The sequence below is a fragment of the Campylobacter concisus genome, from assembly GCA_002092835.1.
Taxonomy (GTDB): Bacteria; Campylobacterota; Campylobacteria; order Campylobacterales; family Campylobacteraceae; genus Campylobacter_A; species Campylobacter_A concisus_K.
Genome location: LVWL01000001.1, coordinates 146,215 through 169,626 on the forward strand (window position 1 = coordinate 146,215; position 23,412 = coordinate 169,626).

Genomic DNA, 23,412 nt, shown 5'->3' on the forward strand with positions numbered 1-23,412 from the left:
TTATTTTTAACAAAAATTTTTGCTTTGCAAAACTATAATCATTAAAACTAATAAGGAGAAAATATGCAAAATTTTAGCTTTTTAAACCCTACAAAAATAGAATTTGGCAAAGACAAAGAGCAAAACATCGGCAGATATATGAAGGAATTTGGCGTTAAAAAGACGCTTATCATCTATGGCAGCGATAGGATCATAAAAAATGGCCTTTTTGATGTCGCAGCAAAGAGCCTAAGTGCAAATGGCATCGAGTTTTGTAAGATAGGCGGCGTGAAGTCAAACCCAGTTTTAGCAAGGTAAATGAGGCTATAAATTTAGCTAAAAAGCAAGGTGTCGATAGCGTGCTAGCCATAGGTGGTGGCTCGGTGCTTGACACGGCAAAGGCTGTGGCTGCTGGAGCTAAATATAACGGTGACGTTTGGGACTTTTTTACCGGTAAAGATCCAAGTGAAGCGCTTATGATATTTGACATCATAACGCTTGCAGCGACTGGATCAGAGATGAACGGCGGCGCAGTCGTCACAAATGAAGCCACAAAACAGAAATTTGCTATGCACGGCGCTTGTCTTTACCCAAAGGTTTCAGTTATAAACCCACTACTTCAAGCAAGCGTGAGCAAAGAGTATTTGGTCTATTCAGCTTCAGACATCATCGCTCACAGTATCGAGGGATACTTTACGGCAAGCATTCGGCCTGAGATCATAAATTTATACATCGAAGCAAACATCAAAACGGTCATGAAAACGACTGAAATTTTGCTAAAAGAGCCAGATAATTACGATGCTAGAGGTGAGTTTGCCTGGGCTGCTACGATGGCGCTAAATGGCTTAACATACGTTGGCACGGCTGGCTACTCTTATCCAAATCACATGATCGAGCACGCCATAGGTGCGGTGGTTGATTGCGCGCACGGGGCTGGGCTAAGTGTGGTTATGCCAGCTTGGATGAAGTGGTATAAGAGTAGAAATTTAAAGGCGTTTAAGCGCTTTAGCAAAGAAATTTTTGGCGTTGATGACGCAGACGCAGGCATAGAGAAGCTAAAAGAGTGGTTTAGCAAGATCGGCACACCAACAAGCCTCATAGAGATCGGCGTTGATGAGTCCAATTTAGACGAGATCATGACGCTAGTTTATGACTACGCCAAGGGCAGGGGCTTGGAGCAAATTTATACAAAAGAGGCCATAAGCGAAATTTTTGCCTTAGCGAGATAGAATTTATCCAAAATTTACAAAGGATAAACATGAAAAAAGTCGCCCTTATAGCAGGAGCCAGCGGCGCTGTAGGAAGTGAAATTTTAAAAGATTTATGCGAGAGTGAGCACTATAGCAAGGTGGTCGCTCTCGTTAGGCATGATCTAGAATTTACTCATGAAAAGCTTGAAGTAAAGATAGTAAATTTTGATGATTTTAAAGATGAGGTGCCATTTATCGCTGATGACGTATTTTGCGCGCTTGGCACGACGATGAAAGCCGCAAAGCACAAAGAGCAGTTTTACAAAGTCGATGTGACCTATCCGATAAATTTCGCCAAATTTGGCTTGGAGTGCGGTGCAAAACGCTTTGTCTTGCTCTCGGCTGCAGGCGCAAACAGAAAGTCAGGCTCGTTTTACCTAAAGGCAAAAGGTCAAGCAGAAGCAAAGATAAAAGAGCTTGGATATAGCTCATTTCATATCGCTAGGCTGCCACTTATCGAAGCTGAGAGAAAGGAATTTAGACTAGGCGAGTATCTGGCGATAAAGGCGTTTAAATTTATCCCAAAAGGCTTTTTTGACGAGTATCGTCCGATGAGGGCAGCTGACATCGCTAAAGTGATCGTGGAAGTAGCGCAAGATGACCACAGCGAAGGTGTCAAAATTTATAGCCCGGTGGAGTATGCGAAGTGAAAAGATACATCGCCATCACTGGGGCAAGCTCAGGCATAGGAGCGGCGGCGGCAAAGGCATTTGCAAGGCGCGGGGAGAATTTGATACTTGTTGCAAGACGCAGGGAGCTTTTAGAGGAGCTAAAAAGCGAGATAGCTAAATTTGCAAATGTCGATGTGGCGATAGAGCTTTGCGATCTCTCAAAGCAAGAAAATGCCCTAGCTCTTTGGCGTAATTTAGAAAAATTTGAGCTCAAAGCGCTTATAAACAATGCTGGCTTTGGCGACTATAACAAGGTTGGCGAGCAAAATTTAGACAAAATCACGCAGATGATAAATTTAAACATCATCTCGCTTGTGACGCTCTCAACGCTCTTTACTAAAAAATATAAAGATAAAGATACACAGCTTATAAACATCTCTTCGATAGGCGGCTACAAGATCGTGCCAAACGCCGTCACATACTGCGCTAGCAAATTTTTCGTAAGTGCCTTTAGTGAGGGACTTTACCACGAGCTAGCACAGGACAAGCAGGCAAAGATGCAGGCTAAAGTGCTAGCCCCTGCTGCCACAAAGACAGAATTTGGCATGGTGGCAACTAGCAAAGAGAGCTACGACTACGACAAGGCGTTTAAAAAGTACCACACGAGCGAGCAGATGGCGGAGTTTTTGCTGCGACTTTATGATAGCCATTACTGCGTTGGTTCGGTGGATAGAGATAGCTTTGAGTTTTCGCTACACCAGCCCAAATTTGACTATGTGTTAAAGCAAAAGTAGGACAAAATAAAAAGGCAGATCATGAAATGCGTTAGAGTTGCTATTTTAGGGGTTTGTTTAGTAGGTGCTTGCTTTGGTAGTGAGCTTAAATTTGATGAGAGTAAATTTGAGCTAAAAAGCGTGCAAGTTGGCGATAGGACGCTTAAATTTAGAGCCTATGAGGGCATAGTCTATGTGACAAAGCCAACGAGCGACTATGAGGTGCTAAATTTTTACGTGCCAGAGGGTAAATTTGACGATAAAACTACGGCTATTTTTATGCCAAACGGCATTGGCGGCTACATGCCAGCCAAACCCCAAAAGCCAGAAACTAAAAACGAAAAGCCAAATGCCACTCTCGAAGCGCTTCTTAGAGGTTACGTCGTGGCAAGCGTTGGCGCTAGAGGCAGGACGCTAAAAGATGGCGAGCGCTTCATCGGCAAAGCGCCAGCTGCGATAGTCGATCTAAAAGCGGCCGTTAGATATCTAAAATTTAACGATAAATTTATGCCAGGCGACGCAAATAAGATCATCTCAAATGGCACGAGCGCAGGTGGTGCGATGTCGGCACTTCTTGGCACAAGCGCAAATGCAAAAGAGTATGAGCCATATCTTAAAGAGCTAGGCGCTGCAAAGGCGGATGATCAAATTTATGCCGCTTCAGCCTACTGCCCTGTGACAAATTTGGAGCATGAGGACGAGGCGTATGAGTGGATGTTTGGGGATTTGGATAAATTTGAAAGGATTGATTTTACAAGTCTTGACGCGGGCTCTTTTAACGACAGAAGTAAAAAGCCAAACACTATCACAGGCGAGCTAAACGCCACGCAAAAAGAGCTCTCACGCGAGCTAAAGAGTAAATTCCCAGCCTATCTAAACTCGCTAAATTTAAAAGACGCGAAAGGTCATGCGTTAAGTCTTGATGAAAATGGCGAGGGCAGCTTCAAAGAGTATATAAATGCTCTCGTCTCAAGGGCATTTACCGCTACAAAAAGCAGCGACAAAAACACGCTCACACCTAAATTTATAACTCTTGACACGCAGGATGTTCGCTTGGATATACGTTTAAGCTTGAAGACTTCATTGCCTCGCTAAAACGTGCCAAAGCGGTGGTTGCCTTTGACGGAATTGGGCTAGAGAATCCTGAAAATGACCTCTTTGGTGATAGCAAAACGCCTGCAAAGCACTTTACTAAATTTGCAAAAGAGCGAAGCAAAGGTGAGATGGCGGATGCTGGCGTCATAAAGATGATGAATGCGATGAACTACGTCAAAAACAAAAATGCAGCGAAATTTTACCGCATAAGGCAGGGGACAAACGACACTGACTTAGCACTTGCTGTGCCTGCTATACTCGCACTTTCGCTTAAAAATGCTGGCAAAGAGGTTGATTTTGAAGCGGTCTGGGGACAAGGACATGGCGGCGACTACGACTTAGACGAGCTTTTTGCTTGGATGAAAAGAGTTGAACAGAGATAAATTTAAGGAAATTTGATGATTAAAAAGCTATTTTTATTAGTATTTTCGGCAGCTTTTGCCTTTGGGGCGGAGGCGAAAGTGAGCTTATATGAGCTGCTTTCAACGCCAAATAACAAGAGCTTGCTAAAGCAACTTGGCAGGGAAAAAATACTAAGCTCAAAGAGTGAGCCAGGCACGCATGTGATGTTTTTCATGAGCAAGAAGAGTAAACCGGAGCTATTTTACGTGCTTGAGTTTACAAGGACGAGGCGGCTTATAAAAAGCATATAAGCTCGGCGCATTTTAAGAAATTTGCAAGCGCAAGCACTGAAATTTTGGCTAGCAAAAAGGCTATAAGCTTGAAAAAAAAGAGCTGCATTTTCTAAAAATTTAACGCCAGAGCGCCTAAAAGATGCCTACTTTCACATCACAAATTTAAGCCTTTTAGCAAAGAGCGATGCGAAATTTGAAAAGATCATCAAAAAATATATGCAAAAAAGCGTAGATGAGGGCGCTTACGCGCAGTTTGCCTCTAGTCAAAAAGAGGCACCTAACAAGTGGGTGCTGGTTGAAATTTACAAAGACGAAGCTAGCTTTGAGAGCTACCACCACAGCGAAAACTACAAGGCTTACGCCAAAGAGCGAGCTGGACTTATAGATGAATTTGATGGCTTTGGTCTCAAAAACGAGACCTCATTTAGCAAGGTAAAATTTTAGGAGATGTTATGAAGAAAATTTCATTTTTTTGCGCACCAGCGCTTGTTCGTAGCACGGCTCTTGCCCTTGATAAGGCTGGATGTGAAATTTTAAACAACGAGATGATAGATGCGGTGTGGAACGAAAAGGACAAAGAACATGCTAGCTAAGAGTAAGACCTACGCTGGCAAGGAATTTTTGGTGTGCGCGTATCCAAAGGTGGCTACATACGTGGGTGGCGACACGAGCAAGGCAAGTAGCTTTGTTTGCAAGTAAATTTAAGGAGTAAAAATGAGTGAAATTTTAGTCGTATCAGGTCACACCGACCTTGAAAATTCCTTTGCAAATAAGATTATATTGGGTGAGCTAAAAAAGCAGGTACCAGAGGCTAAATTTGACATACTAAGTGAGCTTTATAAAAACTACGCTATCGATGTAAAAGCTGAGCAAGAAAAGCTAGTAAAGGCTGATGTGATTGTGCTTGTTTATCCATTTTTCTGGTACGGCGTGCCGTCACTTTTACAAAAGTGGTTTGAAGATGTGCTAGTTCATGGCTTCTCTCATGGCAGCAGTGGAGATAAGCTACGGGGTAAAAAGCTGGTGCTTTCATTTACTTCTGGCGCGCCTGAGGAGCTTTATAAAAAAGAAGCACTTCAGCGCTATGAGATAGAGGAATTTTTGCCGCCACTTAAGGCGTTAGCAAATATGTGTGGCATGGAGTTTACAGGATATGTTTATAGCGGAGGGCTATCATATCAGAGTAGGCACGATGAGGCAAAGCTTGCTTTGATGAGGCAAAAGGTGCTTGATCATGCAAAAAGGTTAGGGGAACTGATAGGCAAGATTTCATGATACCGGCGAAATTTTATAGATATGTTTTTGCGTTTATAATGTCAGCATTTATGGCTTTTTTCATGTCATTTGTGCTGACATATTTAAACCTTGGCTTCGTTGATGGCTTTGTAAAAATTTGGCTAACTGCTTACGTAAAAGCCTTTGTAGTAGCTTATCCTGTGCTTTTGCTAGTTTATCCATTTGTAACAAAACTCACGCAAATTTTGTGTAAAAAATAAAATAATAATATACGTTATCAATAAAAATTATTATTTACTTATTTTAATTATTTGGTTATAATCCAATCAAAATTTATCAAAATAGGAGTCAAAATGAGACAGTATGAAACATACAAATGCGAAAAATGCGGCAACGAGATCGAAGTACAAAAAGTTGGTGGTGGTACACTAACCTGTTGTGGCGAAGAGATGAAATGTGTGACTGAAAATTTAACAGCGGTAAATTTGATGAAGGCATTTGCTGGTGAGTCACAAGCTAGAAACAAGTATGAGCTTTACGGTGATCTAGCCAAAGAAGCAGGCTATCACGCAATAGCTAGACACTTTTACGAGGCAGCTGAAAACGAGAAATGGCACGCAAGGGCTGAGTTTAAGAAATATCACGAGATGATTAACGATCCGATCGATAAGATGGATAAAAATTTACTTGATGCTGCAGCTGGCGAAAACTACGAGCATACGACTATGTATCCAGACTTTGCAAAGATCGCAAAAGAAGAAGAGCTAAGAGATGTTGAAAGGCTATTTAATGCGATCGGTAAGGTTGAGGTTGAGCATGAGAGAGAGTATTTGGAACTTAAAAAGATGCTTGATGAAGAGGGCTTTTTTGAGAGCGATGAGGAAGATATCTGGGTTTGTGAAGTGTGCGGACACGTTCACAGAGGCAAAAAAGCTCCAGGTGCTTGCCCACTTTGCAAAGCTCCAAAAGAGTATTTTAAACGCGAATTTCTAGGCTAAAAGCCAAAATAGTCAAGGTGTTTGCCTTGACTATTAATTTAAGTTATAAAATATTATAAAAATGATACAATCCTTTCAAATTTTCACAAGGAGAAAGAGATGAAAAAATCACTTTTAGTTTTAGCTACTCTTGGCTTTGCACTAAGCCTAAACGCTGCAGATCTTACAGATACTTGCAAGTCTTACTTCTCAGACATTGATAAGATGGTTGAAGCTTACAAAAAAGCCGGTCAAGAGCAACAAGTAAAAATTTATGAAGATCAAAAGAAGCAATCAATGGACCAACTTGCTGCACTTCCAAAAGAGCAACAAGACGCTACTTGCAAACAAGCTAAAGAGATGTTTGCTCAAGTAATGGAACAAATGAAAAAACAAGGTCTTTTAAAATAAATTTTTATGGCTAGTTTTTCTAGCCATATCCTAATCCTCTTTTTCTAATTCGTTATTTACGCCGATCTCTTTTACTTCTATATCTTTTTGCTCGTCTGGAGACAAGCGTTTAAAATTTTCAAGTCTACTAACAAGACCATCTCTACCACTAAAACTTGATGCAAGGGCGTTAAAATGTTTATTCGCAGTATTTAGTGTATTGCTAAGTCTATTCATATGCTCGGCCACATTGCGGACTTTATCATAAATTTTAATCGCACTCTTTACGATATTTTTGGCCTCTTCATTGCCACGCTCTATGCGCCATAAATTTGCCACTGTGCGAAGAATAGGCATAAGCGTAGTGTGAGATACTAGTATTACGCGCTTTTGAAATGCGTAGTCAAAAAGTGAACTATCAAATTTCATAGCCTCGATATATGCTGGCTCAATTGGTATAAACATCAATACAAAGTCAGGGCTATCAGGTACGATCTCACCGTAATTTTTACTATTTAAGCTATCTATGTGATTTTTCATAGAAGCAATATGCTCTTTCAATGCTAAATTTAGCTCCTCCTCATTGCTGGCTGTGATAGCCTTTTCGTAAGCTATAAGTGAGACTTTAGAATCAACTATTAGGTGTTTGCCATCTGGTATCTTTACTATAAAATCAGGAATAAGACGTTTGCCTTCTTCGTTCTTGAAATTTTGTTGTGTCAAGTAATGCTCGTCTTTTACAAGTCCAGAAGCCTCAAATGTGCGTTCAAGCTGTATTTCACCCCAGTTCCCAAGTGTTTTATTGCTACCTTTTAGTGCAGTGGCTAGCGAGTTTGCCTCTTTTGACATCGAGATACCAATTTCACTTATGTGCTTAATCTGCGTTCCTAACGCACTCATGCCTTTAACTGATTCGTCGTGGACTGCATTTACGCGTTCTTGAAAGGTTGAAATTTGCTCCTTTAGCGGCTTTAGTAAAAGATCTAAAGAATTTTGGCTATTTTGTGTGAAATTTGCACTTTTTTCTTCAAATATTTTATTTGCAAGATTAGAAAATTCCAAATTTAACTCATTTTTTACTTTTAATAAATTTGCCTCTTGCTCTTTTAGGCTATTTTCTTTTGCTTCTATTTCATTTCTAAGCACAGCCATATCACGTTTTAATCTATTTTCTCTCTCATTTGCTTCAGCTAAAGCATTTTTATTTTGATTTAGCTCGGCTAGAGTTGCAGTGAAATTTACCTCGTTATTTTTGGCCCTTTCATTTGCTGTACCGATACTCTCTTTAAGCTCGTTTATCACGCGCTCCATCGCATCTTCGGCTTCATCTTTTTGCGCTATTTTGGTTTTTAGTGTATCGATCTCACTGATGAGCTCGTCTATTCGCTCGTGATTTGACATAAGCCTTGCTTTTTGCTCGCTAATTAGTTGCAGATTTTCACTATTTTTAGATACTAAATTTGTTAGATTTGATGAAATTTCAAAATTTTCTTGCTCTTTTTGCGCCAAATTTCTCTTTAGCTCGAGCTTGTCTCTATTAAATGAATAGATGACAAATATCGCAATCAAAAATAGTACTCCTAAAAATATGGCAGCATAAAAATAGAAATCTTGTTGCATTTAGTATCCTTAAAAAATGAAGAAATTTTTATATTTTTATAAAAGCAAAGAGGGCTGCTCCTTGCTTTTGTAATAAATTTTTTATGCTTCTAGCACTGCTCCGTTGCTAGCGTTTGTGACTAGTTTGCGGTATTGCCTTAGCCAGCGAGAGGTTAGCGCCTTATCAACTGGTTTAAATTCCGCCCTTCTCTTTGCGATCTCAGCCTCGCTTAGGCGAACGTTTATCTCGTATTTATCGACGTCTATATCTATGATATCGCCGTCTTGTAGCAAGCCTATCATGCCGCCCTCAGCTGCTTCTGGGCTTACGTGACCGATACTTAGACCCCTTGTCGCCCCGCTAAAGCGACCATCTGTGATGAGCGCTACATCTGCGCCAAGGCCTCGTCCCATGATGAGTGAAGTAGGGCTTAGCATCTCTTGCATGCCAGGGCCTCCGCGCGGGCCTTCGTAGCGGATGACGACGACGTCGCCTTTATCTACTTTACCGCTTGAGATGCCAGCGATGGCTTCATCTTGTGAGTTAAAGCAGACTGCTTTGCCACTAAATTTACGCTCGCCAACGATGCCAGCTGTCTTGATGACACAGCCTTGCTCGGCTAAATTTCCAAACAAAATGGCAAGTCCGCCAACTTGAGAATAGGCATTTTCTACCTTGTGAATGATGCTTTCATCTTTGATGTCACTTACCTTGACACGCTCTCCTAAAGTTTCGCCACTAACTGTGAGATTGTCCAAATTTAGCATACCGTGGTCTCTTCGTGAAATTTCTTTTATCACTGCATTCATACCACCAGCTCTGCCGATATCCTCCATATGCACATTTGGCAAGCTTGGGCTGATCTTAGCGATGTGAGCGATATTTTGGCTGATCTTGTTTAGCTCTTTGATGTCTAAATTTACGCCTGCCTCTCTTGAGATGGCTAGCATGTGAAGAACGGTGTTGCTGCTACCACCCATTGCCATATCAACGACAAGCGCGTTGCGGATTGCTTTTTCATTTAGTATGTTTCTTATCTTAAATTTCTCATCAAGTGCGATTTCACAGATCCTGCGAGCAGCTTGCCTGATGAGCTCCTCACGCTCCGGAGTTAGCGCTAGGATGGTGCCGTTACCAGGGAGGGCTATGCCCATCGCTTCGCAAAGCGTGTTCATGGAATTTGCTGTAAACATACCACTACAGCTACCACCACTCGGACATGCGTTGCATTCGATATCTCTTAGCTCGGCCTCGTCTATCTCTTTGGTCTCAAATTTACCAACCGCCTCAAATGCAGTTGCAAGGTCGATCGGCCTGCCGTTCTTTGTGTAGCCCTTTTTCATCGGGCCGCCGCTTACAAAAATGGTCGGGACATTGACCCTTAAAGCGCCCATAACCATGCCAGGGACGATCTTGTCGCAGTTTGGCATACAAACAAGCGCATCAAGTGCATGAGCATTCATCACGGTCTCTATCGAGTTTGCGATGATCTCGCGGCTAGGCAAGCTATATAGCATGCCTCCATGCCCCATCGCGATGCCATCATCCACGCCGATGCAGTTAAATTCAAACGGCACACAGCCATTTTTACGAATTTCATCTTTTAAAATTTGTGCGTATTTGTTTAAGAAAAAGTGCCCTGGTATGATCTCTATAAAGCTGTTTGCAACGCCGATAAAGGGCTTATCAAAGTCCTCGTCCTTTAGCCCAGTCGCACGTAAAAGTGAGCGGTGTGGGGCTCTTGTGTAGCCTTTTTTTATTATGTCGCTTCTCAAATTTGATCCTTTTTTAAAATTTTTAGAGATTTTATCACATCTAAAGTATCAAAGTTTTTAAGCTTGACTATAAAAGTAGAGCTACATAAAATTTAATATTTATTGAGATTTGATACTTTTTTAATAAATTTTATTATGCAAATAACACTTTTAATTTTTAAAAATCCTAAAAAGGTGAGCAAAATAATAATGAAATCACCCTAGTTTTTAATCAAAATGGTATATAAATTAATAACGTAAAATTATCACCAATGTGTTATAAATATTGATTTATAGGGCTTTATTGTACTCAGGTACAATTTACAAAGTTTATAAAAATTTATACAATGCGATAAAATTTTTTGACAAGGATGGAAAATTCCAATGAAACAAGGAAGTGTAAAATTAATACCAATGCAAACCAAAACATTCTCAACAGATTTAAACACTAATGGTAATTTTTATGAAAATCATGAGACAAAAACAAATTTAATATTTTCTTCTTGCACAAAGAAGATGTTGTTTTTGTTAAATTTTTAATTTATTTTGTAATTAAGAGAGTTTTTGTATGAAAAATGAAAAAACAGAAATTTTAATTGATGAAGTGAATGAAACAATAGATTCGATATTTAGAACCTGTAATAAAAATGGTGGAACAAAGAAAGCTTTGGAAAATAGAAAGCTAAATAAAGAAATTTTGAAAGATAAATTTGCATCGATCTTTTTAAAATTTGACCAGATAGACGTTGATAATTTTAAAAGCACAGTTCTTGCAAGCGATGAGACAAAAGAGCTAAGCGAGATGGTAAAAGCATTCGAAGTAGATAAAGATATAGACTTGCCAGAACTAGAGCGAGCGATAAATTTTAACCTTACTAGAATCAAAGAAGCAATCTACAAATTTCAAAACAACAACTAAAAGCTGGTGCGAGAAAAATCTCACACCAGATACTGCTAATAACTAAATACCTCCGGATCAATAACCATCGCCCTATAAGCAACATCATCTCTTGAAGCAGAGTCCACATCCATCTCAAATTTGATCTCATTTGTTTTTGGATCGATCTCAACTAAGACCATTTTGATAGTCTTATCAGGACGGAGCAAATTTACATTTGAGCTTGAGATGAAGTAGGTATTTTTATCTTTTTGCCACTCGACGTTGCTAGTAACTGCGCTGTAAAAGTCAAAGCCACGCTCCTTGCCAAACTGCCAAGTCTGCTCTACTGTGCCCTTTTTCTCATCTATCTTGTACTCGACCGCACGAGAGTATTTATCCTCTTTAAATGCTGGCTGCTCCATGCCTCTGCCGTCGCCATTGTCAAAGACGCTTAGGTGTTTTACGCTGCCTTTGTTATCATATCTTGGCGTTAGCCATGCAGTGTGCTGAGTCCAAGACCAGTCAAATTCGCCCTCGCATTTTGAGTTTTCGCATTTTATCTTATTGCCTTTGCTATCGACTGGAGTTAGCACTTTGGCTTTAAATTCTTCACTCCAGCCCTCAGGCGAAGCGAGTATCCATTTTACTTTTTTATCGCGTCCGATTTTAACGATGCCTTGGTGGCGAAGTGAGAGGATGATGCTATCATCGCTCTCATCGTATGAGATAGAATTTACGTGAGCCCAGTTTCTACCTGTGCCAGTAGAGGTGATGTCGCCAATGGTAGATCGTTGCTTATCTTTATCTCTTTTGCGTCCATATCGATATTTAGACAAACAGCTCTTGCATCAAGCGCTTTTATGAGGTTGCTGCGGTAAACATTATTGCCAAAAATTTCATTTAGATCCCACTCTTCGACCACCTTACCGGTGCTATCGACCTCGATGATGTGGTCTCTTATAGTGTGAGAAATTTTGCCATCTTTATGGTGGTAGTTGTATTTGCCAACTCTAAGAAGTGCGTGATCGTCCTTTAATGGCATAACTTCATGACTTAGATCGATGTAGCCTCTTGGAAGCGGGCGATTATAAATTTCTTTTCCCATAAGGTCATATCTTAGATATCTTTGAGCCATACCAAAGCTGATATCGCCATTTTTTAGCTGATGAAAGCCCATCATCATGCCTCCATCCATCACTCTGCGCTCGCTGCGGTCGTAAAATTTCTGATAGTCAAGATACCATCTGACCTCGCCTTTGGTATCTACGATGTAGTTTTCGGTAAAGTCATTCCAGCTAGCAGCTCCGCCATTTTTCCAATCAAGTGGTTTGTAGACGCTTGTGATCGTGTTGTTTATGAGATAGAGCCTGTTTTTAAATGCAGGATCGACCTTTTTGACGCGAGTCTTTTGCATGTGTGAGAACCTATAATCACGGCTATATGTGACGATAGGCTGGGCATAAATTTTATACGTTTCTACCTTTTTAGCTCCGTTAAATGTGTAGCTTACGACTACTTCATTTAGATAGTCAGGGTAAAGCCCCCAAATAGGCACGCCGTCATGTGTGAGCAAGGCATGCTCTGAGACATTGTAGTCGATATCGATACCACCATCTGGCTTGCCTTTTACTTTGACATGGATATCTTTGATATCTTTGCCAGCCCTATCTATAACCGCAGTTAGCGGCGATACGTCGTAAGGGTTTATAAAGACTGATCCAAGCTCGCCTTGAACCTTCACGTGATGAGCCAGGACTCCAGCCTCTAGTGGTGTGATACCTATACTAAGACCACTAACCAAAACAGCCGCAAGGGCAACAGAACCTAAGAAATTCTTGCTCATTTTCGCTCCTTTAATAAAATTTAATGATATCTTACTACCCAAATTTCACACAAAACTAACGCTTATATGAAAAGTGGCTTAAGTAAATTTATAAAAGAGTCGTTTAAAGGGTAAAAATAAAAAGAAGAATTTAGGAGCAAATGCCCCTAAATTTTAGTTATTTGCATCAAATTTCTTAAGAGAAAAAAGAACAAATTTATAGCTAGCAAATAGTGTCACTGGCCAAAGTATCAAAAAAATTCCTGCTTCTAACATCTTTTATCCTTAGTATGCGTGATGATCGTTTTTGATCTCATCTTGTGTGATCTTCTTGCTATCTATCGCTCTCCAGACGACGATGATATAAGCAAGCACTACTGGTACTAGCAAGCTAACATAGGCCATAACGCCAAGTGTATAGTGGCTAGAGCTTGCATTTTTGATAGTTAGCGAGCTAGCAAGGTCACTAAATGATGGATAAAATGCAGTGCCATTTAGTCCAGTTATCAAAAATAGCGCGGTTACAGCTAGCGTTACGCCAACGCCATAAGCAAAAATTCCATGTATGCTTTTTGTAAATGCCCCTTGGAAAATTCCAACAAGTACCAAAACAACGCCAACAAGAAGCAATATACCAACGATAGGCATCTCGATCAAATTTATAGCGTATTTGTAAGGCATAAGGCTAACTACGCCATTTGCGTCGTATGCAAAGCCATCTTTTGTAAGTATCCAAGCAAGAAAGCCTAGGAAAAATGGTAAGAATAGCACGGTGTTGATAAGTAGCTGTTTTCTAGCGTTTTGTATAAATTCGCCATCAGCGATGTTGTTCATAAGATATAAGCAACCGCCTACGCGAGATAGGAAAAACATTGCTATGCCAAGTAAGTACAAGTAAGGATTTGCCAATGCTTCAAGGCCGCGAAATGGAGTCTTCCACTCGACAAAATTGTGCTCATTTAGCACAAAGTCGCTTCCGCTAAAGAATGTACTAACCGCCATGCCAATAAGGATAACACCAAGTGAGCCATTTATGAAAAGGAAAATTTCATAAGTTCTAGCGCCCAAGAAGTTATCAGGCTTTTTGCGGTACTCGTAGCTTACAGCTTGGATGATAAAGCAAAATAAAATAGCCAACCAAACCCAGTAAGCACCACCAAAGCTAGTAGCGTAAAATAGCGGGAACGCCGCAAAGCATGCGCCACCAAACATAACAAGCGTTGTAAATGTAAGCTCCCATTTTCTACCGATAGAATTTATGAGCATATCTTTTTTAAGCTCGTCCTTACCAAGGCTAAAGATGAGCGTTTGACCACCTTGAACGAACATCATAAACACCAAAAGTCCGCCAAGAAGGCTAACTATAAACCACCAATAAATTTGTAAATTTTCTAAGCTTAAACTATGCATGGTCGTTAAATCCTATCTTTATTTGCTTAAGCATGATTTTGATCTCGGCAATCAGCAAGACCGTAAATAAAACAGCAAATAATATAAATGAAATTTTGACATTTGAGTCAGATAAATTTGTTGCGCCAACGCCAACGGTCATGAGATCTTGTATTACCCAAGGCTGACGGCCGACCTCTGTTACTATCCAGCCAGCCTCAGCTGCGATGTAGCCAAGTGGTATGGTAAAGAGGCAGACCCACAAAAATACTCTTATGTTTTCAAATTTATATTTTCTTGAGAGATTTAGATAAAGAGTGATAGCAAAAAGAGCTATGAAATATGTGCCAAGTGCGACCATGATGTGGAAGCTATAAAATGTAAGTGCAACTGGCGGCACAGCATCTTTTGCGTCCTTAAGATAGCCATATCCTAAGAAATTTAGGTTGCTCTCTAAATTTGAAAGCGAGCTCTTCATCAAGCTCTCGTCGTTTGCTTTTTTAGCCTCTTTGTAGTTTTTAAGAGCTTCGATAGCTACTTTGCCCTTTGCCATCTTCTCTTCTACGCTTATTAGATTGTGCTCGCTGTTGCCGTAAAGTAGGTCGTTTATACCCGGTGTAAATGAGTCAAGCTCCCTGTTTGCCATGATGCCAAGTGCGTAAGGCACCTTTATCTCAAGTAAAAATGGCTCAGTGTTATCGCCAAGCTTTTTAGCTGGGTTTAAAATACCAGCTGCAACTAAGCCAGCGTTTTTCTCGCCATTATAAAGTCCCTCCATGGCTGCTAGCTTCATAGGCTGCTTTTGAGCTGCAAGATATGCGCTCTCGTCGCCGCTAAGTAGTAAAAATGCTGAAGTGATAAGGCCAAATGCGCTAGCAACGACGATACTTTTTTTAGCAAGCAAGATGTGGCGTTTTTTTATCAAAAACCAAGCAGAAATTCCTATCACAAAAAGAGCTGAGATAGTGTAACCGCTAGTTACTGTGTGTAAAAATTTAGTGATACCAAGTGGATTTAGCGCGACTTCGAAGAAATTTTGCATCTCCATTCTAGCGGTATCTGGGTTAAATTTCATGCCTATTGGATACTGCATCCAGCCATTTGCGATCAAGATCCAAAGTGCGCTTAAATTTGAACCGATCGCAACAAGCCATGTTGAAAGTAGGTGAAATTTCTTACTAACCTTCTCCCAACCAAAAAACATAATGGCAAAAAATGTACTCTCCATGAAAAATGCTAGCAAGCCCTCGATCGCAAGTGGAGCGCCGAAGATATCGCCGACAAACCAACTGTAGTTTGCCCAGTTTGTACCAAACTCAAACTCCATGATGATGCCAGTAGCCACGCCAATAGCGAAATTTATACCAAAGAGCTTTAGCCAAAATTTCGTTATCTCAAGCCATGCTTTATCGCCAGTTTTGACATATATCGTCTCCATAATGGCGATGATAAAACTTAGCCCCAGCGTAAGCGGGACAAACAAAAAATGATAAATGGCGGTTAGCGCAAACTGAGCCCTAGACCAGTCGACAAAATCCATCTCAGACATTTTATTCCTTTATTAAATTACGAATTACAAATTCGCTTTTTTCTTCGTCAGTTTGAAATTTGGTATTAAGGGTCTCGTCAAAGATGAAGACCTTTAATATACCAAACATAATGATAAGCTTTATCGCTATGAGAAACCATAGTTTCTTGCCTATTTTCATATTTTTAAAGCCCTCTATATATAAAGAGGCGATGTTTTTTAAGCAGTTTTTAATCATAATGGCGAAGTCTATAATAAAAAGACTTAAAGAATAATTTTTAAAATTTGTACGATTAATGCCTTACTAAATATTTAAGGGGTATAATCGGCAGATAAAAAATAATTAAAGTTAAGGAAATTTGATGGCAAAAGAGACGAAGTATATTTTTATCACAGGTGGCGTTTTAAGCTCACTTGGGAAAGGCATCGCAGCTGCGTCTATCGCGACATTACTTAAAAATTCTGGCTTAAAGGTGAGTGTTTTAAAAGCTGACCCATATATCAACGTAGATCCTGGCACGATGAGCCCGCTAGAACACGGCGAAGTCTTTGTCACAGACGATGGCGCGGAGACAGACCTAGACCTTGGTCACTATGAGAGATTTTTAGATGAGAGCCTAAGTCAGGACAATAACTTCACAACGGGCAGAGTTTATAGCTCAGTCATCGAAAAAGAGCGACGTGGCGACTACCTTGGAAAGACTATACAAGTGATCCCTCACATCGTTGGCGAGATAGTTGATCGTATCAAAAAAGCAGGCGAGGGCAAAGATGTGCTCATCGTTGAGATAGGTGGAACCGTTGGCGACATCGAGGGCTTGCCATTTTTAGAGGCGATAAGAGCCTTAAGAGTAGAAGTTGGCAAAAAAAGAGCGCTAAATATACACCTAACACTCGTGCCATTTATCAAAGTAGCTGGCGAGCTAAAGACGAAGCCAACTCAGCATAGCGTAGGCGAGCTAAGACGCATCGGCATAAGCCCAGATATCATCATCTGCAGATCTGAAATGCCACTAAACCGCGAGCTAAAAGATAAGATCGCAGCAAGCTGTGGTGTGGAGAAAAACTGCGTCATAGAGAGCTTAGATAGCGCAAGTATCTATCAAATTCCACTTTCATTTTTAAAGCAAGATATATTAACGCCGATCGCTGAAAATTTAGGCTTTGGTGAGCTAAAACCAGACATGGCAAACTGGGATAGCCTAGTAAAAAGGATTATCGCTCCAACAAACGAAACAACAATCGCCTTTGTAGGCAAATATATCGATCTAAAAGAGAGCTATAAGAGCCTAACTGAGGGCATCATCCATGCTGGAGCAAATTTAGACGCTAGGGTAAATTTACGCTGGATAGATAGCGAAAAGATAGAAGAGAGCAATGTAAATGAGCTCTTAAAAGACGTGGATGGCATCTTGGTCGCTGGCGGCTTTGGCGAAAGGGGCGTTTTAGGCAAGATGCAAGCTATCAAATTTGCCCGTGAAAATAAAATACCTTATCTTGGAATTTGTCTTGGCATGCAGCTAGCACTCATTGAGTTTGCAAGGGATGTTTTGGGCTTAGAGGATGCAAATTCTATGGAATTTGACAAAGAGTGTAAAAACCCTATCATCTATCTAATCGATAGCTTTATCGACGCTCACGGCAAAAAACAGATAAGAACGCACACAAGCCCACTTGGCGGCACGATGAGGCTTGGAGCATATAACTGCGACATCAAACCAAAGACACTTCTAGCTGAAATTTATGGCAATGCAAAAAGTGTCAAAGAGCGCCACCGCCACCGCTACGAGGCAAATCCAAAATATAAAGAAATTTTTGAGAAAAATGGTCTTTTAGTAAGTGGCGAGAGCGATGGGCTGATAGAGGCTATCGAGCTAAAAGGCCATCCATGGTTTGTAGGCGTGCAGTGCCATCCTGAATTTACTAGCCGTTTAACTAAACCAAATCCTGTGATATTAGGCTTTATAAAGGCAAGTTTGGAAAACGTCAAATCTTAAATTTAGAGCCATCTGGCTCTAAAAATTCTTTTAAAATTTTGCTGTTTTTATTAAATTATTTATCAAATAAATCCCACTACTTGCCATAAATTTTTAAGGACAAAAATGAAAACTCTAATCATCTTAGCCCACCCAGACATCCAAAACTCGGTCATAAACAAACGCCTGCTGCAAGAGGCTCTCAAAGAGCCGCAGCGCTTTAGCGTCCATGATTTGACGCAGGTTTACGGGAGCGGCGATATCGACGCCGCGAGCGAGCAAGAGCTCATCAGAGCCCACGACGCCCTCATTTTGCAGTTTCCGCTTCATAACTTCTCTTGCCCTCCGATTTTAAAATCATGGATCGACGCGGTGATGACGCACGGTTTTGCCTATGGGCGCGGCTCGGACGGTGTCGCGGGCCGCAAGGTAGCGCTAGCCGTGACCGCAGGCATCAAAAAGAGCGACTACTGCCCGCAAGGACGCTATCATTTTAGCTTGCGCGAGGTTCTTACGCCGTTTGAGCTTGCGTTTAAATACTATTTTCACGCCGATTACCGCGATTTTTTCGCATTTTACGGCGCCGAGGAGACTCCGGGCGTGGACTACATATCAAACGACAGCGAAATAGAACGCGGCGCTATAGAATACGCGGAGTTTTTGAGAAATTTGGAATAAATTTTTATAAAAATGGTTTAAGCTTTATGGCATAAACTATTTAAAATTTATAAATTTAATTGTATAAATTTTTTGCTAATACTTGCCATTTTTGGTGTGCTAAATTTGTAAAGACTATCAATTTAACAAAGCTTTTAAGCTTGCTATGAGCCCTAAAATCTTACTTTCATTTAAAATTATAAGAAATTAAATTTCAAAAAGATATAATCCAAGCATTCAAAATAAAGACGAAAGATTGCGATGAAAAAGAAGTATTTTTATAGCCAAATTTTTGGTAATATGGGTGTAAATTTAAGTGAACAAGTGGCATTAAATAATGTTGGTAAGTTCTTTAAAAATTCTTGCCAAAACCATGCTAAATAAAGAGGATATAAGGAATTTACTAGCGCATAGATTTTGTAACGACATACATAAAAAAATTAGTGAAATTCCGACACCAAGTGCCTTAAAAGATATTTACAAAGGCGCTAATCGCATAAAAGAAGCGATCGAAAAAAACGAGCGCATAGCCATTGTGGGCGATTATGATGTTGATGGTGTGGTTTCAAGTGTGATTTTGGCCGAGTTTTTTGATGATCTTGGCGTAAAAGACTACCTAGTAAAAATTCCAAATAGATTTAAAGACGGATATGGGCTAAATCCTGAGATAATAGACGAACTCTCAGCTGATGTAAGCCTGATTATCACCGTTGATAACGGCATCTCTGCAAACGATGCGGCCATTATATGTAAAGAAAAAGGCATCGATCTTATTATTACTGATCATCACATGCCTCCAGCTGTTCTCCCAGAAGCTTATGCGATCATTAATCCAAAACAAGAGGACTGCAACTTCCCAAATATCGAAATTTGTGGTGCTGAGGTCGCTTGGTATTTGGTTGGAGCGCTAAAGGATGTTTTTGGGCTAAATTACGATATGAGCAAATTTCTAGAGCTTTTAGCTATCGCGATAATCGCCGATATGATGGAGCTAAGAGATATGAATAGAATGCTCGTTCGCATGGGTATTTGCAAGCTAAATGCCTCGAAGCGCTCGGCATTTTGCGTCATAAAAGAGTTTTATGGCAAGGATAAATTTGAGTGCGATGATATCAGCTTTCTTATAGCGCCTCTTATAAATTCAGCCGGACGTATGGATGATGCGATGAATTCATTTAACTTCTTGCGTGCAAAGAGCATTGAAGAGGCTTACAACTACCTTGATACGATCATTGAGTTTAACAACTCCAGAAAAGAGGAGGAGCGCCAACTCTTTGAGTGCTCGCTAAAGGACGTAAAAGAGGACGATGAGGTCATCATCACTTGGGGAGAGCAGTGGCATGAAGGCGTGATAGGCATCGTGGCTAGCCGCCTTGCGAAGCACTTTGCAAAGCCAGCTATCGTCTTTAGCATCGATAAAGGTCGCGCAAAAGGCAGTGCTAGAAGCGTTGGTAAGCTTGATATCTTATCACTCATCGCAAGTCACGAAGATCTGCTAACAAGCTACGGCGGTCACAAAGGTGCAGCAGGGCTAACCCTTGCGCCTGAAAATTTGGAGAAATTTAAAGAGGCGATAAACAAAAGCTGCTCATGCCTAAATATGCAAGAGTGCAAAAGCTCAGATGAGCTACTTGGCGACATAATGCCAAGCGAGATCGACTTTGAACTACTTGAAATTTTGGAATTTTATGAGCCGTATGGACAGAAAAATCCGCGCCCAGTCTTTAAGATAAAAAATGCTCTTGTTAAAAACGAAAGACTTATAGGCAGGGATCAAAACCACTTAAAGCTCATCTTGCAAAAGGATAATAAAACACTTGAGGCTCTATTTTTTAACTTTACGAAACACGCTAGAGTAGGCGAGATGATAGATATTATCTTTTGTATATCAAAAAATTCATTCCGCGGACTCGTTACTCCACAGCTACTCATAAAAGAGATTTTATAAATTTTATCTCGGTTTTATAATGCTAAAATTTTAATGAAACCGAGATTGCTTCGGTTTTAATTTACCAAAATCGTTTCTTTATATATTTAATGCAGTCCAACTAAAGTAATACTATTTGAGCCAAATTTCTGTATTGTAAAATTAATGTTATATAAATATTTATACTTTATTTAAGTTTGTTTTTGCTTTAATTTTAATTTTAAATATTAATTTCATAGGACTAAACATGAAAATTTCTTACGTTTTAGCATTTGCTTTAGTACCAAATTTAATGCTTGGTGCTGAAGAAACGATAGACCTGGCTCCGGTTACCGTTTCCGCAAAGATACAAAAGTCCGTTCTTGACGAACCGACAAAGGCTCAAATAGTTGGCAAAGGCGCGATACTAGAAAACGGCGACATCGCTAAATCGCTTTTAAATTTGAGCGGCTTTACGATGGAGCGCAAGGGCGGAGGCGGCAGCGAGGTTTATTACCGCTCACAGACGGCGGCCAGACAGCCGGTGCTAATCGACGGTAGCACGCTAAACGGCGGTTGCGGTATGCGCATGGATACGCCCATACTTACATCTCGGCGCAAAATTATAGCTCGGTTCGCATCATAAAAGGCCCACAAGACGTCAGATACGGCGCGCTCATTAGTGGCGGTATATTTTTCGATAGGGAGATAGTAAGGCTGTCAAAACCGAGCTTCGGAGGAAACGTAAGCGTGCTGGGCGGTAGTTTTAGAAGATTTGAAACTGCCGCGGACGTAGCGGCGGGCAACGAGTTGGGCAGCTTGGAAATTTCCGGCGGACACTACCAGAGCGGCGATTATAAAAGCGGTGACGGACAGAAAATGCATACGCACTATAAACGCAACAGCGTCTCTCTCGTGGGTACGCTAACGCCCACGGAAACTACCGCCTTGCAGCTAAGCGCGGACTTGGGTAATGGAGAAGCAGCATATGCCGACAGGATGAGGGACGGCATACAGTTTGACCGTAAATCTTTCGGACTCAAATTTGAACAAGACGTCGGCGAGCACAAGATCAGGCTAAGCTCGTACTATCATCAAATCGATCACATAATGGACAACTTCACCATGCGTCCGGTGGTGCCGGGTACGGGGCGCGGCAAAGGATATAGTATCAGTCACCCGATACGCGATATGTACGGCTTTAAGCTAGAAGGCGAGTTAAATTTCGATAATCTAACAAGCTATCTTGGCGCTGGGTACTCTGAGGATGTATTTAAATGGCGAGGTGCCGGAAAGGGTATGGCGGGCGTATCTAAAGCCGAAATGGACGCCGCCCTATCAAAGCCACACGAAAAACAGCGCAAAGTAACATACAAAACGATATATACTCAAAACGAGTACGTTCTTGATAGTAACTACGGCCTTTTTGGTGGACTTAGGCTAGACGTCGGCGAGAGAAAGAAATTACTAACGCATAAAAGTAGGAGCGAAAATTTATTCTCAGGCTTTTTTAGATACGAAAAATATCTACAAAATTTAACGCTTTACGCAGGACTAGGTCACGCGCAAAGGTTACCGGATCACTGGGAAACAAATAATGACGATAACCTCAAGCTAAATAAAAAAAGAAACACTCAGCTTGACTTCGGTACCGTGCTAAAAGACAAAAATTACGAATTAAACGCGAATTTCTTCGTCTCGAAGATGGATGATTACATAATGATAAAATATAATCCTATGGGCATGTCTTCAAACGTATTTAATACCGATGCTTTATTATACGGCGGCGAGATCGAGGGCGATACGCTACTAGCCGATATGTTTAGGCTGGGGGCGGGCGTATCCTACGTCTACGGCAGGGTGACTAAAAACGCGGGCGGCCTAAAAGACGGCGACGCGTTGCCTAAGGTTTCTCCTTTAACGTTTAAACTAAGCGCCGGACTAGAAAAGCCAGACTGGTTCGTCAAAGCCGACTTCTACGCTAACGCGTCGCAAAACCGCGCGCAAAAAGGCTACGGCGACGTGGGCGGCATGGACCTTGGCAAGAGCGATAGCTTTTGGACGCTGGGGCTAAGCGCGGGCTATAAATATAAAAATTATCAATTCTTGCTAGCGGCGGAAAACCTAAACGACGCCAAATACGCCTATCATAACTCAAAAGGCGGCTACGGCGGCGGTATCGCAGGCTATGAGACTATCCCGAATGGCACGAGGCTTTATGAGCCTGGCAGAAGCTTTTGGGCGAAATTTAAAGTGCATTTTTAGGGCGTAACTTAATAAATTTGGCATGGCTATGGGCTTAGGATTTGCCCTAAAGCTGTGCCAAATTTAAGTATTTTTACTCTTATATTCTTAACAATACTCACGCTTACTACATTTACTATTAGTAATAAATCGGCACTTGGTATAAAATTTCTTATTAAATTTAAATTTTATATAGATTAAAAGCTTAGATGTAAAATCTCAGAAATTTTTTAAAGGAGAGGTATGAAAAATTTACTTGTAAAATCAAGCTTGATTCTAGCTTTGGTAAGCTCAGCAGCACTAGCTCAAGGTGCATTTGTCGGCGGCGAAGGTGATTATTCGTTTAACTCAAAAATCAAAACAAAAAACATAGCAAGTAGTGAGAAAAATAACTTCAAAAAAGGTCATTATGGTCTTGGCTTTTATGGCGGTTATGATTTTGACAGCTATAGAGCTTATGGCGGTTATTATTATGACTTTAAAGCTAGGAAAAATGCTGGCGAATCAGATGCAAAATGGAGTAAGCATAAATTTTTAGGCGGTGTTGATTATACGCCAAGCATCACTGAAAATTTTAAAGCCGTTCTTGGCGGATACACAGGTCTTGGCTACTTGAGCGTTAGAGAGAGATTTAATAACGAAACAAGTAAGAAAAATTTCAAAGGCTTGCTAGTTGGCGCAAAAGCGGGCGGCATCTACTCATTTGATGA

16 protein-coding genes and 5 pseudogenes are annotated in these 23,412 nt (G+C 40.8%); 15 read left to right on the forward strand and 6 right to left on the reverse strand.

The window, feature by feature from the left end; genetic code table 11:
- Window positions 1-63 precede the first annotated feature (63 nt).
- The 9 genes and pseudogenes from A3835_00690 to A3835_00730 all read left to right on the forward strand — a co-directional run bounded on the left by A3835_00690 (window position 64) and on the right by A3835_00730 (window position 6,967).
- A pseudogene (locus A3835_00690) lies at window positions 64-1,208 on the forward strand (butanol dehydrogenase).
- Window positions 1,209-1,237: 29 nt separating this feature from the next.
- Window positions 1,238-1,879 carry an oxidoreductase gene (locus tag A3835_00695; GenBank protein ID ORI10858.1) on the forward strand — a complete coding sequence of 214 codons (642 nt, stop codon included), beginning with the start codon at window positions 1,238-1,240 and terminating at the stop codon, window positions 1,877-1,879.
- The gene (locus A3835_00700) at window positions 1,876-2,634 is read left to right on the forward strand and encodes an oxidoreductase (protein ORI10859.1); all 759 of its coding nucleotides are present in this window, start codon (window positions 1,876-1,878) and stop codon (window positions 2,632-2,634) included. Before A3835_00695 ends, A3835_00700 begins: the two co-directional genes overlap by 4 nt.
- 21 nt (window positions 2,635-2,655) lie before the next feature.
- Window positions 2,656-4,091 (forward strand): annotated as a pseudogene (locus A3835_00705) (alpha/beta hydrolase).
- 15 nt (window positions 4,092-4,106) lie between these two features.
- Window positions 4,107-4,787 (forward strand): annotated as a pseudogene (locus A3835_00710) (antibiotic biosynthesis monooxygenase).
- Between the two features lie 270 nt (window positions 4,788-5,057).
- Window positions 5,058-5,618 (forward strand): NAD(P)H dehydrogenase, encoded by a 561-nt coding sequence (locus tag A3835_00715; GenBank protein ORI10860.1) that lies wholly within the window; start codon window positions 5,058-5,060, stop codon window positions 5,616-5,618.
- A complete protein-coding gene (locus A3835_00720; protein ORI10861.1) occupies window positions 5,615-5,839 on the forward strand; it encodes a hypothetical protein in 225 nt (74 codons plus the stop codon). Before A3835_00715 ends, A3835_00720 begins: the two co-directional genes overlap by 4 nt.
- Window positions 5,840-5,932: 93 nt before the next feature.
- Window positions 5,933-6,577: a rubrerythrin family protein gene (locus A3835_00725; GenBank protein ID ORI10862.1), complete on the forward strand. Its 645-nt coding sequence runs from the start codon at window positions 5,933-5,935 to the stop codon at window positions 6,575-6,577.
- 99 nt (window positions 6,578-6,676) lie between these two features.
- The gene (locus A3835_00730) at window positions 6,677-6,967 is read left to right on the forward strand and encodes a hypothetical protein (GenBank protein ORI10863.1); all 291 of its coding nucleotides are present in this window, start codon (window positions 6,677-6,679) and stop codon (window positions 6,965-6,967) included.
- A 30-nt stretch (window positions 6,968-6,997) separates the two neighbouring features.
- Here A3835_00730 and A3835_00735 read toward each other — a convergent pair whose 3' ends face one another.
- Both A3835_00735 and A3835_00740 read right to left on the reverse strand, forming a co-directional pair.
- Entirely contained in the window at window positions 6,998-8,566 is a 1,569-nt protein-coding gene (locus A3835_00735) for a hypothetical protein (protein ID ORI10864.1), read from the reverse strand.
- Window positions 8,567-8,647: 81 nt separating this feature from the next.
- Window positions 8,648-10,321 (reverse strand): dihydroxy-acid dehydratase, encoded by a 1,674-nt coding sequence (locus tag A3835_00740; GenBank protein ORI10865.1) that lies wholly within the window; start codon window positions 10,319-10,321, stop codon window positions 8,648-8,650.
- Window positions 10,322-10,868: 547 nt separating this feature from the next.
- On the opposite strand from A3835_00740, the gene A3835_00745 reads away from it, so the two are divergent.
- The gene (locus A3835_00745; protein ORI10866.1) at window positions 10,869-11,219 is read left to right on the forward strand and encodes a hypothetical protein; all 351 of its coding nucleotides are present in this window, start codon (window positions 10,869-10,871) and stop codon (window positions 11,217-11,219) included.
- A gap of 35 nt (window positions 11,220-11,254) precedes the next feature.
- Here the strand turns inward: A3835_00745 and A3835_00750 are convergent.
- From A3835_00750 to A3835_00765, 4 genes and pseudogenes are all read right to left on the reverse strand, one after another.
- Window positions 11,255-13,023, reverse strand: a pseudogene (locus A3835_00750) (aryl sulfotransferase).
- A gap of 264 nt (window positions 13,024-13,287) precedes the next feature.
- Window positions 13,288-14,412, reverse strand: coding sequence for a cytochrome C oxidase assembly protein (locus A3835_00755; GenBank protein ORI10867.1), 1,125 nt, complete (start codon window positions 14,410-14,412; stop codon window positions 13,288-13,290).
- On the reverse strand, window positions 14,405-15,940 hold the full coding sequence (locus A3835_00760) for a cytochrome C oxidase subunit II (GenBank protein ORI10868.1): 1,536 nt from the start codon (window positions 15,938-15,940) through the stop codon (window positions 14,405-14,407). Before A3835_00760 ends, A3835_00755 begins: the two co-directional genes overlap by 8 nt.
- Before the next feature lies 1 nt (window position 15,941).
- Window positions 15,942-16,157 carry a DUF4492 domain-containing protein gene (locus A3835_00765; GenBank protein ID ORI10869.1) on the reverse strand — a complete coding sequence of 72 codons (216 nt, stop codon included), beginning with the start codon at window positions 16,155-16,157 and terminating at the stop codon, window positions 15,942-15,944.
- 124 nt (window positions 16,158-16,281) lie between these two features.
- Between A3835_00765 and A3835_00770 the strand changes: the two genes are divergently transcribed.
- From A3835_00770 to A3835_00790, 5 genes and pseudogenes are all read left to right on the forward strand, one after another.
- Window positions 16,282-17,916 (forward strand): CTP synthetase, encoded by a 1,635-nt coding sequence (locus tag A3835_00770; GenBank protein ID ORI10870.1) that lies wholly within the window; start codon window positions 16,282-16,284, stop codon window positions 17,914-17,916.
- Window positions 17,917-18,021: 105 nt separating this feature from the next.
- On the forward strand, window positions 18,022-18,573 hold the full coding sequence (locus A3835_00775) for an NADPH dehydrogenase (GenBank protein ORI10871.1): 552 nt from the start codon (window positions 18,022-18,024) through the stop codon (window positions 18,571-18,573).
- A 352-nt stretch (window positions 18,574-18,925) separates the two neighbouring features.
- Entirely contained in the window at window positions 18,926-20,500 is a 1,575-nt protein-coding gene (locus A3835_00780; GenBank protein ORI10872.1) for a single-stranded-DNA-specific exonuclease RecJ, read from the forward strand.
- Window positions 20,501-20,726: 226 nt separating this feature from the next.
- Window positions 20,727-22,723 (forward strand): annotated as a pseudogene (locus tag A3835_00785) (nitrilase).
- A gap of 222 nt (window positions 22,724-22,945) precedes the next feature.
- On the forward strand, window positions 22,946-23,412 hold a 467-nt coding region (locus A3835_00790), incomplete at its 3' end, for a hypothetical protein (GenBank protein ORI10873.1).